14 protein-coding genes and 1 pseudogene are annotated in these 12,535 nt (G+C 70.3%); 5 read left to right on the top strand and 10 right to left on the bottom strand.

Features of this window, described 5'->3' with window-relative positions; translation table 11 throughout:
• Nucleotides 1-25: 25 nt before the first annotated feature.
• From OG524_RS24735 to OG524_RS24725, 3 genes are all read right to left on the bottom strand, one after another.
• Nucleotides 26-571 carry a GNAT family N-acetyltransferase gene (locus OG524_RS24735; RefSeq protein ID WP_405811686.1) on the bottom strand — a complete coding sequence of 182 codons (546 nt, stop codon included), beginning with the start codon at nucleotides 569-571 and terminating at the stop codon, nucleotides 26-28.
• Nucleotides 568-1,533, bottom strand: a complete 966-nt coding sequence (locus tag OG524_RS24730; protein WP_405388671.1) for a zinc-binding dehydrogenase — start codon at nucleotides 1,531-1,533, stop codon at nucleotides 568-570. Before OG524_RS24730 ends, OG524_RS24735 begins: the two co-directional genes overlap by 4 nt.
• A 159-nt stretch (nucleotides 1,534-1,692) precedes the next feature.
• Nucleotides 1,693-2,928: an NADP-dependent malic enzyme gene (locus OG524_RS24725; protein ID WP_405388672.1), complete on the bottom strand. Its 1,236-nt coding sequence runs from the start codon at nucleotides 2,926-2,928 to the stop codon at nucleotides 1,693-1,695.
• Between the two features lie 521 nt (nucleotides 2,929-3,449).
• Here OG524_RS24725 and OG524_RS24720 point away from each other — a divergent pair.
• From OG524_RS24720 to OG524_RS24710, 3 genes are read left to right on the top strand one after another with little or no spacing between them, the layout of a single operon-like run.
• A complete protein-coding gene (locus OG524_RS24720; RefSeq protein WP_405388673.1) occupies nucleotides 3,450-4,412 on the top strand; it encodes an ABC transporter substrate-binding protein in 963 nt (320 codons plus the stop codon).
• Nucleotides 4,413-4,440: 28 nt separating this feature from the next.
• Nucleotides 4,441-5,409, top strand: a complete 969-nt coding sequence (locus tag OG524_RS24715) for an amino acid ABC transporter permease (protein ID WP_405388674.1) — start codon at nucleotides 4,441-4,443, stop codon at nucleotides 5,407-5,409.
• Entirely contained in the window at nucleotides 5,406-6,167 is a 762-nt protein-coding gene (locus OG524_RS24710) for an amino acid ABC transporter ATP-binding protein (RefSeq protein WP_405388675.1), read from the top strand. The genes OG524_RS24715 and OG524_RS24710 overlap by 4 nt, the downstream gene beginning before the upstream one ends.
• A 67-nt stretch (nucleotides 6,168-6,234) precedes the next feature.
• On the opposite strand, the pseudogene OG524_RS24705 reads toward OG524_RS24710, so the two are convergent.
• Together OG524_RS24705 and OG524_RS24700 are read right to left on the bottom strand one after the other, a co-directional pair.
• A pseudogene (locus OG524_RS24705) lies at nucleotides 6,235-6,378 on the bottom strand (SigE family RNA polymerase sigma factor); the annotation flags it as partial.
• Nucleotides 6,379-6,521: 143 nt separating this feature from the next.
• Entirely contained in the window at nucleotides 6,522-7,283 is a 762-nt protein-coding gene (locus OG524_RS24700; RefSeq protein WP_405811685.1) for a class I SAM-dependent methyltransferase, read from the bottom strand.
• 87 nt (nucleotides 7,284-7,370) lie between these two features.
• On the opposite strand from OG524_RS24700, the gene OG524_RS24695 reads away from it, so the two are divergent.
• On the top strand, nucleotides 7,371-8,000 hold the full coding sequence (locus OG524_RS24695) for a CGNR zinc finger domain-containing protein (protein WP_405388677.1): 630 nt from the start codon (nucleotides 7,371-7,373) through the stop codon (nucleotides 7,998-8,000).
• Here OG524_RS24695 and sodX read toward each other — a convergent pair.
• Complete coding sequence (gene sodX, locus OG524_RS24690) at nucleotides 7,904-8,347, bottom strand: nickel-type superoxide dismutase maturation protease (RefSeq protein ID WP_405811684.1); 444 nt, start codon at nucleotides 8,345-8,347, stop codon at nucleotides 7,904-7,906. The genes OG524_RS24695 and sodX overlap by 97 nt on opposite strands.
• 179 nt (nucleotides 8,348-8,526) lie before the next feature.
• Between sodX and sodN the strand changes: the two genes are divergently transcribed.
• On the top strand, nucleotides 8,527-8,922 hold the full coding sequence (gene sodN, locus OG524_RS24685) for a superoxide dismutase, Ni (RefSeq protein ID WP_033298259.1): 396 nt from the start codon (nucleotides 8,527-8,529) through the stop codon (nucleotides 8,920-8,922).
• 292 nt (nucleotides 8,923-9,214) lie between these two features.
• Here sodN and OG524_RS24680 read toward each other — a convergent pair whose 3' ends face one another.
• The 4 genes from OG524_RS24680 to OG524_RS24665 all read right to left on the bottom strand — a co-directional run bounded on the left by OG524_RS24680 (nucleotide 9,215) and on the right by OG524_RS24665 (nucleotide 12,533).
• Complete coding sequence (locus OG524_RS24680; protein WP_405811683.1) at nucleotides 9,215-9,916, bottom strand: alpha/beta fold hydrolase; 702 nt, start codon at nucleotides 9,914-9,916, stop codon at nucleotides 9,215-9,217.
• 34 nt (nucleotides 9,917-9,950) lie between these two features.
• Complete coding sequence (locus tag OG524_RS24675; protein WP_405811682.1) at nucleotides 9,951-10,976, bottom strand: peptidoglycan-binding protein; 1,026 nt, start codon at nucleotides 10,974-10,976, stop codon at nucleotides 9,951-9,953.
• A gap of 319 nt (nucleotides 10,977-11,295) precedes the next feature.
• A complete protein-coding gene (locus OG524_RS24670; RefSeq protein ID WP_405811681.1) occupies nucleotides 11,296-12,177 on the bottom strand; it encodes an NAD(P)H-binding protein in 882 nt (293 codons plus the stop codon).
• Nucleotides 12,174-12,533: a DUF952 domain-containing protein gene (locus OG524_RS24665; RefSeq protein ID WP_405388682.1), complete on the bottom strand. Its 360-nt coding sequence runs from the start codon at nucleotides 12,531-12,533 to the stop codon at nucleotides 12,174-12,176. Before OG524_RS24665 ends, OG524_RS24670 begins: the two co-directional genes overlap by 4 nt.
• Nucleotides 12,534-12,535: the final 2 nt, after the last annotated feature.

Here is a 12,535-nt window from a genome sequence, read left to right as displayed (position 1 = left end):
AATCTACGTTGACACACACCTCGCGTCAACCAATGTTGACAGAATCGGCGGCCAGGCGGGCATGGCGCTCCACGTCGTACCGCGTGTCCCCGTAGCGGAGCTTCCCCCGCTCGATGCCCTCCGCCGCGAAGCCGGCCCGCCGGGCCACCGCGCAGGAGGCCGGGTTGTTCGTCCGGTGGCCGAGCTCCAGGCGGTACAGCCCCAGGTCGTCGAAGGCCCACCGCGCCAGTGCCCGCACTCCCGCCGCCGCCACTCCCGCACCGCGGGCGGCCTCGGTGGTCCAGTAGGAGATCCAGCCGGTGTCGTGGACGTGGTTCACGGCGGTCACGGCCACGCAGCCGAGTGCCGCACCGTCCCTGACGACGGCCCACGCATATCCGGTGCCCGCCGTCCTGGCCGCATCCCGTTCGGCGATCCACTCCAGCGCCTCGGCCCGGTTCGTGACGGGGCGGCCCGCCTGGCGGGCCGTCTCGGCCGGCGTGAAGGCCCGGAGCACGGCCGGGGCGTCGGACGGCCGCCAAGGGCGCAGCGACAGCCCCTCGGGAGTCCGCAGTTCCGGCGGGGGCGTCACGAGACGGTGAGCACGATCTTCCCGAAGAGGTCCCCGGCAGCGAGCCGTTCGAATCCTTCGCGGGCCCTGTCCAGTGGCAGCGTCTCGTCGATGACGGGCCGGACACCGGTGGCCGCGCAGAAGGCCAGCAGGTCCTCCAGCTCGTCCTTGGAGCCCATCGTGGAACCGACGACCTTGAGTTCGAGGAAGAAGATCCGGGTCAGTTCGGCGTGCGAGGGGCGGTCGCCGCTGGTGGCCCCGGAGATGACCAGCGTGCCTCCGGGCCGCAGCGACTTCACCGAGTGGGACCACGTGGCGGCCCCGACGGTCTCGATGACGGCGTCGACGCGCTGCGGCAGCCGCGCCCCGGACTCGTACGCCTCGACGGCACCCAGTTCGACCGCGCGCCTGCGCTTGGCCTCGTCCCGGCTGGTCGCGAACATCCTCAGCCCGGCGGCCTTGCCGAGCACGATCGCGGCGGTGGCGACACCGCCGCCGGCCCCCTGCACGAGGACCGAGTCGCCGGGGCGCACACCCGCGTTGGTGAACAGCATCCGGTACGCGGTGAGCCAGGCGGTCGGCAGGCAGGCGGCCTGTTCGAAGGTGAGCTCCTTCGGCTTGGGCAGCACGTTCCAGCTGGGTACGGTGACCTGCTCGGCGAAGGTGCCCTGGTAGCGCTCGGTGAGGATGGACCGCGGCTCGGCCGGGCCGACCCCGTGCCCCGTCTGTCCGATGACGGAGTGCAGGACGACCTCGTTGCCGTCCTGGTCGATACCCGCGGCGTCGCAGCCGAGGATCATGGGCAGCTTGTCCTCTCCGAGGCCCACACCGCGCAGCGACCAGAGGTCGTGGTGGTTGAGGGAGGCGGCCCTGACCTGGACGGTGGTCCAGCCTGGCCGCGTCCCGGGCGCGGGGCGTTCGCCCAGCTCGAGGCCGTCGAGGGGCTGGTCACGGTCGATACGTGCGGCATAGGCGGCGAACATGGCCATGACGATAGGCCGTGACGCCCCGTGACGTAACCGTCCGATGGTGTGACACACGCCCCAGCCGGGACGTGCCTGCGCCGCCGGGATCCCGGACAGGGAAAAGGGCGGTGACGGGGCCGGACCCTGCCGGCCCCCTCACCGCCCCGCCCCACGGCATCAGCGCCGCGCCACTCCCTCGGCCCGCGCGGCCGCGGCCACCGCCGCGGTGACGGCCGGAGCGACCCGCTCGTCGAACGGCGACGGGATCACGTAGTCCGCGGCCAGCTCGTCCCCGACGACGTCCGCCAGGGCGTTCGCCGCGGCGATCTTCATGCCCTCGGTGATCCGGGAGGCCCGGACCTGCAGGGCACCGGCGAAGATGCCGGGGAACGCCAGCACGTTGTTGATCTGGTTCGGGTAGTCCGACCGCCCGGTCGCCACCACGGCCGCGTACTTGTGCGCGACGTCGGGATGGATCTCGGGGTTCGGGTTGGCCATGGCGAACACGAACGCGCCGGGCGCCATCGAGGCGACAGCCGGCTCGGGGACCGTACCGCCGGAGACACCGATGAACACGTCGGCGCCCGCGAGAGCCGTCTCCAGAGGACCGGAGATGCCCGCCCTGTTCGTGAGCTCCGCCAGTTCGCGCTTGACGTCCGTCAGGTCGTCGCGGTCCCGGCTGACGATGCCCTTGCGGTCGGCGACGGCGATGTCACCGATGCCCGCCTCCAGCAGGAACTTCGCGATGGCCACACCAGCCGCACCGGCGCCGGAGATGACACCGCGCAGATCACCGAGCGTGCGGCCGGACAGCTTCGCCGCGTTGCGCAGGGCCGCGAGCGTCACGACGGCCGTGCCGTGCTGGTCGTCGTGGAAGACCGGGATGTCGAGCCGCTCCTGGAGCCGGCGCTCGACCTCGAAGCACCGGGGTGCCGAGATGTCCTCCAGGTTGACGCCGCCGAAGGACGGCGCCAGCCGCACGACGGTCTCGACGATCTCGTCCACGTCGGTCGTGGCGAGTGCGATCGGCACCGCGTCGACACCACCGAACTGCTTGAAGAGGATCGCCTTGCCCTCCATCACCGGGAGGGACGCCTCGGGACCGATGTCCCCCAGGCCCAGCACGGCGGTGCCGTCCGTCACGACGGCCACGACCTGCGACTTCCAGGTGTAGTCGTGGACGAGCTCGGGATTCTCGGCGATGGCGCTGCACACCTTGGCCACGCCGGGCGTGTACGCGAGGGACAGGTCGTCCTTGTCCCGGATCGGGACAGTGGCCTGCACGGCCATCTTCCCGCCGCGGTGGAGGGCGAACGCCGGATCGAAGGGCTCGTCCGCACCGCTGATGTCGTCCGCACCGGCCGCACCGTGCGTCTTGCTGTCGCTGCGAGGATTGACGATCTCCGCTGCCATTGTGTTGACCCCTTAAGTCTTCATCGTTTGAGGGTGGCCACTCCTGGTTGAGGAGGGGTGGGCGGGCACCGCGTACGTTCCCGGCACTGAACGGTTGGGCCGCCCCGCAGGGGATGTACGTACGCGCGGGCGCGCCGCACACGCGCCCTGAGCCCCTGATGAGGGGTGTAAAGGTCTTTTTTACCCGACGGACTGTGCCTCGGACGAGTCCATATCGACGCGGTGACATGACTCATAGCTGAATATTCGGACAAGTCCACTAAGAGGCATAAAGGTCGTCCGCGGATCGAGATGCACCGGAGATTCTCCGGAGGAAAGCTCGAATCTCAACAGATGGTCCGGCCCTGCACTACCAGCCCGTTGGGGATCGGCGGTTGCCCGTTACCCGATTTTGACATTCCGGGGGACCTAAATGGACTAGTCCGAATGGCAAGATGTCCTAATCACACATGGTGGCAACACTCGAAGGTGCGTGCGTACCCACCTGACCAGCCCCCCCTCACCGCCGGAGGATTCCGATCATGACCGCAAGCACGACCTGTCGTAAGACCGCGAAGTCCCGGATTGCCGCGGTCTGCGCAGTCGCGGTCGCGGGCACCCTGCTGCTGACCGCCTGCGGCGACCAGACCGACAGCGGGTCGACGAAGACCGGCGGCGACACCGCGTCCACGAACGACGCCCCGCTCTTCGGCAAACTCCCGGCGAAGTACCAGAAGTCCGGCGTCATCAAGGTCGGTACGAACGCCGAGTACGCCCCGATGGAGTCCGTCGAGAACGGCAAGATCGTCGGCGTCGACCCCGACATCGCCGAGGCCCTCGGCAAGCAGCTGGGCGTGAAGTTCGAGTTCACCTCCGGCTCCTTCGACGGCCTGATCACCGCCCTGAACACCGGCCGCCACGACATCGCCATGTCGTCCATCACGGACAACAAGCAGCGTCAGGAGGGCCTGGACGACAAGGGCAAGAAGCTCGGCAAGGGCGTCGACTTCGTCGACTACTTCCTGGCCGGCACCGCCGTCTACACCAAGAAGGGCAACCCCGAGGGCATCAAGTCCATCGAGGACCTGTGCGGGAAGGTCGCGGCGGTCCAGCGCGGCACCACGTACGAAGAGGCACTGAAGAAGCAGTCCGCGGCCTGCAAGGACGGCGGCGAGAAGGCCATCACGATCGAGTCCTTCGAGAACGACACCGAGGCCCAGACCCGCGTGAAGTCGGGCGGCGCCGTCGCCGGTGTCAACGACTACCCGGTCGCGGTGGACATGGCCCGCAAGGCCGGTGGCGGCAACGACTTCGAGGTCGTCGGTGAGCAGGTCGACGCCGGCCCCTTCGGTATCGCCGTGAACAAGGACAACACCGAGCTGCGTGACGTGCTCAAGGAGGCCGTCGACGCGATCATCGCCGACGGTTCCTACCAGAAGGTGCTCGACAAGTGGGGCGCCGGCACCGGAGCGATCGACAAGGCCGCCGTCAACGGCGGCAAGTAACCGGCGCCACCACCGAAGGGCAGTCACCATGACTGACAAGCTCGACAAGGTGCCCGGCGGCCCATCGGCCGCCGTCGCCTCCGTCTCCAAGGCCACCACCATCGCACCGGAGACCATCAGGGCCATTCCCGTACGCCACTACGGCCGCTGGATCAGCGCCGTGGTCGTCGTGGGGCTGCTCGTCGGCCTCGTGTACGCCTTCTCGCAGGGCAACATCCAGTGGCAGGCGGTCCAGGACAAGGTGTTCGACGACGCCGTCCTGGCGGGAGCCGGCCGCACACTGCTGATCAGTGTGCTGGCCATGGCCCTCGGTGTGGCCCTGGGCGTGGTCCTCGCCGTCATGCGCCTGTCGAAGAACCCGGTGACCAGCTGGGTCGCCTGGCTCTACATCTGGTTCTTCCGCGGCACCCCGGTCTATGTGCAGCTGCTCCTCTGGTTCAACCTGGCGCTGGTCTTCCCGGTCCTCAACATCCCGTTCGTCTACAAGGACGAGATGACCGACGTGATGACCCCGTTCATGTGCGCCCTGCTGGGACTCGCACTGAACGAGGCCGCGTACATGGCGGAGATCGTCCGCGCGGGCATCCAGTCGGTGGACGAGGGCCAGACCGAGGCCTCGCACGCGCTGGGCATGACCCAGGCGAAGACCATGCGCCGTGTGGTGCTCCCGCAGGCGCTGCGGGTGATCATCCCGCCGACCGGCAACGAGTTCATCAACATGCTGAAGACCTCGTCGCTGGTGTACGCGGTCACGTACAACGAGCTGCTGCGCTCCACCTCGCAGATCGGCTCCACCTCGTACGCGGTGATGGAGATGCTCTTCGTCGCCTCGATCTGGTACATCGTGATGACCAGTGTGTTCAGCGTGGGCCAGTACTACCTGGAGCGCCGTTACGCCCGGGGCAGTCTGCGCAGCCTTCCGCTCACCCCCTTCCAGCGGGTCAAGGTCAACCTCGCCGCCTTCGGCAACCGTCCCTCGGGGGGTGTTTCCGCATGACCGCCATGGTGAAGGCCGAGGGAGTACACAAGTCCTTCGGCGCCGCGCACATCCTCAAGGGCATAGACCTGGAGGTCGCCCCGCGTGAGGTCTTCTGCCTGATCGGTCCGTCCGGTTCCGGCAAGTCGACGTTCCTGCGGTGCATCAACCACCTGGAGCAGATCAACGCCGGACGGCTGTACGTCGACGGCGACCTGGTCGGCTACCGGCAGAAGGGCGACAGGCTCTACGAGCTCAAGGACAGCGAGGTCGCGCTGCAGCGCCGGGACATCGGCATGGTCTTCCAGCGCTTCAACCTGTTCCCGCACATGACGGCCCTCGAGAACGTCATGGAGGCCCCGATCCAGGTCAAGGGCGAGGCGAAGGCCGTCGCCCGGGCCCGCGCCGAGCAGCTCCTGGACCGGGTCGGCCTGTCCGACAAGGCGAAGAACTACCCGACCCAGCTCTCCGGCGGACAGCAGCAGCGGGTGGCCATCGCCCGCGCCCTGGCCATGGAGCCGAAGCTGATGCTCTTCGACGAGCCGACGTCGGCGCTCGACCCGGAGCTGGTCGGCGACGTCCTGGACGTCATGCGCGGGCTGGCCGAGGACGGCATGACGATGATCGTCGTCACCCATGAGATGGGCTTCGCCCGCGAGGTCGGCGACGCCCTCGTCTTCATGGACGACGGTGTCGTGGTCGAGTCGGGCCACCCGCGCGACGTACTGACGAACCCGCAGCACGACCGGACGAAGTCCTTCCTGTCCAAGGTGCTGTAGACCGTCGGCGGTACGGAGAAGGGCGGTACGGGCCTCGGGCCCGTACCGCCCTTCTCCGTATGTGCGCCCCTACTTGCTTGACGACCAGCGTCGTCTGGACCAGGTCCTCGGCCTCGTGCCGGTCACCGCACAGCAGGTAGGCGCTGCGGTACAGCGCGGTGCGTCGGGCCTCGACGCAGGCGTACAGCGCGGCATCGCCATCGGTCCGCATCGTCGGCACCCCCTCTCCCGGCCCGCGGGTGCGGACCGTCTCACCCTTCCAGTGCGCCGGGGCGGGCGACAGGTTGCGGCGACGGCCGGACGTGGGAGAGGGGCGGCCGTGGCCGCCCCTCTCCTGTTTCCGCTCCGTCCGCCCTACTTCACCGCGAGCACCAGGCTGTCCGACGGCGAGGACCAGACGGCGCGCGCCTCCCCGAAGCCCGCCTCACGGAGGGTGCGGGCGTGCCACCGCGGGGAGGGCATGTCGCCGTCCGCGTGTTCGCCGTAGATCCTGAAGCGCTCGGCCGTCGGTGCCGCGAGGACCGGGTCCTCGGCGGCGAGGGCCCACCACTGGGCCCAGTCGAGCGCGCCGGCGGCCCGGGCGCGGTCCCTGGCGGCGTGCCGGTGGGCTTGCTCGGCGGCGTTGATGCGGGGGGTGTCGGTGTCGATCATGTGGTCGGCGTTCATGAACACCCCGCCGTCCCGGACCAGCCGCCCGATCTGCCCGTAGAGCGCGGTGAGCGGCTCGCTGTGCAGCCAGTGCAGGGCCGTGGCGGTGAGGACGGCGTCGTACGAGGCGTGAGGGAGCAGTGTGGGCCAGTCGGGGTCCTTGAGGTCGGCGGTGACGAAGGTGACCCGGCCGTCGCCGTCGAAGGTGCCGCGGGCGATCGCGAGGAGCGCGGGGTCGAGGTCGACGCCGACGCTGGTCGCGTTCGGGAACCGCGTGAGGAGCCGGTCCGTGATACTTCCCGTACCGCACGCCAGGTCGAGGACCCTCGGCTCGGGCCCCACCACGGCCTCGACCATGTCCAGCATCACCCGGAACCGCTCCTCGCGGTCCGGCATGTACCACTCCTGCTGGCGGTCCCAGCTCTGCTGCCAGGACTGCCAGTCGGTGCCCGTCTCCGTCTCCGTCACCCGAACCTCCAAGTAATACCCGATGGTGGCGACCACCCATTACACTGGCCGCACACCGACCATAGACCGACGCCGTAAGGACTACAAGTGGAACTGGCCTATTACTCGGACTACGCCGTGCGTCTGGTCAACACCGAGGAGCCGGCCCGCAACAAGGACTCCCTCACCACGGTCGAGTCGGTGCGTGACCTCTTCGGCGCCAACGCCCAGGCGGCCCGCCGCGCGACCGACGCGGACGTGACCCGCTTCCGGTCCGTACGGGCCCGGCTCCGGGCGGTCTTCCAGGCGGCGGACGACGGCGACGAGACGCTGGCGGTGGACCTGCTCAACTCTCTGCTGCTTGAGTTCCCGGTGAGTCCCCAGGTCTCCGGCCACGACACCCGCGACGCGGACGGCAAGCCGGACTGGCACATGCACCTGGCCGACCATCCGTCGAACGCGACGGCCGGATTCGCCGCGATCGCGGCGATGGGCCTCGCCTTCCATCTCACCTCGCACGGCGTGGACCGGCTGGGCCTGTGCGAGGCGGCACCCTGCCGCAACGCCTATCTCGACACGTCCACCAACCGCTCACGGCGCTACTGCTCGGACCGCTGCGCGACCCGGGCCAACGTGGCGGCCTACCGCGCCCGCAAACGCCTGGAGACGGAACGTTCCGAGGACACGGGACGCAGCGCGCCCACCACCCAGCCCAGCACCCCGAGCACCGAGCGCTGATCCTTCCTCAGCGGCCGGTAGCGGGCCCGCACCCGGGCCAGTACGAGCTCCTCGGGCACGGCCCCGTAGTCCGTGCTGTCCCCACCCGCGAACGAGTTGTCGCCGAGCACCCACCAGCCGCTGCCGCGCCGCTCGGCGGCCCGCTTCACCACCAGCAGGTCCTGCTGGAACGGATGACGCAGGATCACCACGTCCCCAGGGCGTACCGGCGCCCCGTGCTGCACGAGCAGCCAGTCCCCGTGGTAGAGCGTGGGCACCATGGACGGCCCTGTCACCTCCACCACCTGGAACGACCCTCGCGCCGCCCGCCCGTTCCCCTGCCCCTGCCCCTGCGTCAGCTCCGGCATCCGTGGCACCTCCCGGTCCATCCTCCAGTACACCGCCGTGCGCGGCGCTCCGCGCATTCGGCCACCGGTCCCGTCTTCACCCTGGACTTTTGTCCTAAGCCCATGGGGCAGCCGCTGAAAGCGGCCTCCCACGGAGTAATGTCCCACCTGAGAAGACGATCACGAGGAAGGACAGCTCCATGCTTTCCCGCCTGTTTGCCCCCAAGGTGAAGGTCAGCGCCCACTGCGACCTGCCCTGCGGTGTGTACGACCCGGCCCAGGCCCGCATCGAGGCGGAGTCCGTCAAGGCCGTCCAGGAGAAGTACCAGGCCAATGAGGACGCGGACTTCCGCACGCGCGCCGTTCTGATCAAGGAACAGCGCGCCGAGCTCGCGAAGCACCACGTCTCGGTGCTCTGGAGCGACTACTTCAAGCCGCCGCACTTCGAGAAGTACCCCGAGCTGCACCAGCTCGTCAACGACACCCTGAAGGCACTCTCCGCGGCCAAGGGTTCGAACGACCCGGCCACGGGCCAGAAGGCTCTCGACCTGATCGCCCAGATCGACAAGATCTTCTGGGAGACCAAGAAGGCCTGATCCCGATTCGGGCCCTCCGACCCGCACTTCAGCGGGGTCGGTCGGATCGCAGGACTGTCCGCACCCGGTCCGGGGAACGCCGACAACGGCGCCCCACAGACCGGGTGCGGTCTGCTTTTTCCGGTCGGGCTTCGCGGCCGGCGTCGCCCGGTTTCGCCCGGCGTCGCTCGACTACGCCCGGCGTCGCCGGGCTTCACGGTCGGCGTCGCTCGTTTTCGCCCGGCGTCGGTCGGCTTCACGGTCGGGCGGGGCTCACCGGACGACCGGCCTCCGGTCCGCGCCCTGAACCTGTTCAGGCCGTCGAGGCCGCCTCCAGCAGGATCCGCGCCAGCTCGCGCGGCCGGGAGAACATCGGCCAGTGGCCGGTGTCCGTCTCGACCAGCCGCCAGCGCTTCCCGGTCAGCAGAGCGGCCACGTCGTCGGACGGCTCGGGTCCGTCGAGCAGGCACTTGACGTAGGTCGCGGTGAGCTCGCCGAGGTCCCTCTCCAGCACGGCCGGTTCGGTCAGCGTGGCGCCGGGGTGCGGTGTCGCACCGCTGACGAACCGTCTGATCTGCTGCCCGGTGAGCCCTTGGCCGTCACACTCGGCGGCGGTCGGAGGCGCCCAGAAGCCGCCGTTCGCGACGATCGCGTCCTCCAGCGCCCGGCTGCCCTGCCACCAGCGCGAGGCGAACGACTCACCGTCCGCCGGAACGACCGAGTCGACGAACACCACATGGGCCAGCCGGTCGCCGATCCTCTCGGCGGCCTGGCCCACGGGGATCCCGGAGTAACTGTGGCCGACGAGAACGACGTCGCGGAGATCACGGCCCTCCACCTCGCCCACGATGTCCTGGACATGGGTCCGCTGCCCGGCCGGGCGACCCTTCCTGTCGCCGAGGCCGGACAGCGTCACCGGGTGGGCGCCGTGCCCGGCCGCGCGCAACTCGGGAACCACGTCGTCCCACGCCCACGCCCCGAGCCACGCACCCGCCGCCAATACGTAGTTCGCCATGGCAGCAAGATAGCCCGGGGTCCGACAACCGGCGTCAGCCGACCAGCGCCTGCCAGGTCACCGGACCCGCCTCGCCGTCGGCGACCAGCCGGTTGACGCCCTGGTAGGTGCGCACCGCGGTCGCCGTGACCGCGCCGAACGTACCGTCGACCGCCACACCGGCACTGCGCCTGTTCAGCGCGTTCTGCAGGGCCCTGACGTGGGAACCACTGCTGCCCTGGCGCAGGGTGTAGACGAGATGCGGCCAGGTCGCCGGGCCCACCTGACCGTCGGCCACCAGGCCCTTGGCCTTCTGGAAACGCCTGACCGCGTCGGACGAGACGGTGCCGTACTGCCCGTCGGCCACCAGGCCGTAGCCGCGCTGCGTCATGAGGTACTGGATGACGACGACCGTCCTGCCACTCGCGCCGGGATCGATCCTGGGCCATCCGCCGCCCAGGTCCACGCCCCGGACTGCCAGGAAGGTGACCGGGTCGACCGTGGCGCCGAGCCCTCCCGAATGCGTCTCGAAGTGCAGGTGCGGCCCCGTCACATTCCCGGTGGCTCCCATGTCCGCGATGCGCTGGCCGGCGGCGACCGTGGCGTTGAGCGCGACCCGGTAGGCGTTGAGGTGACCGTAGTAGGTGTACTGGCCGCCGCCGTGCGAGATGACCAGCGCGTTACCGGTCCGGCCGGTGAGGCCGCCTCCCCACGAACGGCGGACGACCGTTCCGGCGGCTGCCGCGTAGACCCCGGTGCCCGTCGAGTTCGAGACGTCCTGACCGGCGTGTGCGGCACCGCCCCGCGGAGCACCGTAGTGGCCGCCGCTGGGGAAGCGGCCCAAGGCTGGGTTGGCCCATCGGCCGTTCTTCGCCGAGGCCGACACCGCCCCAGCCTCGGCCTTGGAGACGGCGGAAGCCGTGTCCGCGAAGGCGGTCGTGGCTCCGGCCGGCAGACCCACGGCGGAAAGACCCGGACCGAGCCCCAGCCCGGCCAGCAGGCCGCGGCGGGACGGTCCGCCGTGCGGCCCCGCCTCTTCCGCGGTTGTCGCCTCGGCCGCCGTTGCGCAGGAACCACACATGTTCGCTCCCTCAGGGCTGCTGGTCGGGCACGTGTCGTCGAAGTGGGCACTTCACAAGGCGTGCGTTCGTAGTGGGCACCGCCACTATCTACCCGCATAGACACTAGGGAAGCGATGCCTGTCCGACCATGGGTCCACGGGCCCGTGCATGGGCCCAGGCTCAGGCCCATGCACAGCCCGGGCATACGAGCCGGAGCCGGGGCGAGGCAGGCAGGCAGGCGAACCGGCGGGCGGCCGAGCCGGGCCGGATCCGGACCGGTCCCCAGTACGCGCGCCGGCGGCCGGAGCCCTGCCGAGGGACCGACCCCGCCCCGCCCGGTCAGGCACCCGGGAGGAGGTGGCGGTAGCTGTCCGGGTTCTCCCGGAGGTAGGCGGCCAGGCTCTTGGCCGGGTGCCCCGTGAGGGCGGGCACGGCGTTCGAGACCGGGGCCAGCTCCCCCGCCGCGATGGCCTCGTACGACGTGACCCAGCCGGCCACCTCCCAGTCCTGGGCGCCGTAATGGGCACGGGAGGCGTAGGCCTCCTCCCTGGTCTCGGGGACATAGCGGACGGTGCGGCCGGTGCGGCGGCTCAGCTCCTCGGCCGCCTCCGCGAGGGTGAACGCCTCAGGCCCTGTGAGGTCGTACGTCATGCCGTCGTGGCCTCTCCCCTCCTCCAGCAGCACGGCTGACGCCGCGTCGGCGATGTCCTCGTGCGCCACGGCGGAGACCCGTCCGTCGCCGCCCGGTCCGCGCAGGACACCGTCGGCGCCCGTCATCGCGGGAAGTCCCGCCAGGTACCAGCCGTCGCGCAGGAAGGTGTGGCGCACGTCCACCATGCGCAGGTGCGCCTCGGTGTGCCAGTGGTCGCGCGCGAAGGTGAACGTGGCGTCCGGTGCTGCGCCGAGGAAGGACACGTACACGATCCGTTCGACGCCCGCGGCGACGGCCGCGTCCACCGCCGTGATGTGCTCGCGCACCCGGTCGGGGCTCTCGTGCGCGGAGACGAGGAACAGGGTGTGCGCGCCGTGGAGGGCACGGCGCATCGCCTCGCCGTCCCCGTACGGAGCGGGCGGTGCGGCGACCGCGCCGCGCAGCGAGGGCAGCCTGGAGGGGTCACGGCCCAGGAGCCGCACGGGGACGCCGACACGGGCGAGCCGCCGCGCCACCCGGCCACCCACCGCGCCGGCCGCGCCCGTCACCGCGATGAGCGGGCCGTTCACAGCGCCTCACCGTTCTCCCGGCTCGTGGTCACGGGGGAGGACCACGGACGCACCTCCACCACGGCGTCCACCGGAAGCGGCCCGTAGATGTGCGGGAACTCCTCGCCGCCGGGTGTCAGGGCCTCGTACCGCACAGGGACCCGGAGCCGGCCGGGGTCGATGACCAGCACCACCAGACCACCGCCGTCGTCCCCGTACAGGGCCCGGGCCACGCCGGGCAGTTGGTGCGGCAGGGAGCAGTGGATGAATCCCTCCTCGTGCACGGTGCGGCCACGGGTGGACATCTCGTACGTCCCGGTCGCGCGGGCGGCCTCCCACAGGGGCGCTTCGGTGAGGTGCAGCAGTTCTCTGGTCATCG

The organism is Streptomyces sp. NBC_01520, from assembly GCF_045040375.1.
In the GTDB taxonomy this organism is placed as follows: Bacteria; Actinomycetota; Actinomycetes; order Streptomycetales; family Streptomycetaceae; genus Streptomyces.
Note: the sequence above shows the minus strand (reverse complement) of the source record. Positions and strands in the feature narration are given on the sequence as shown.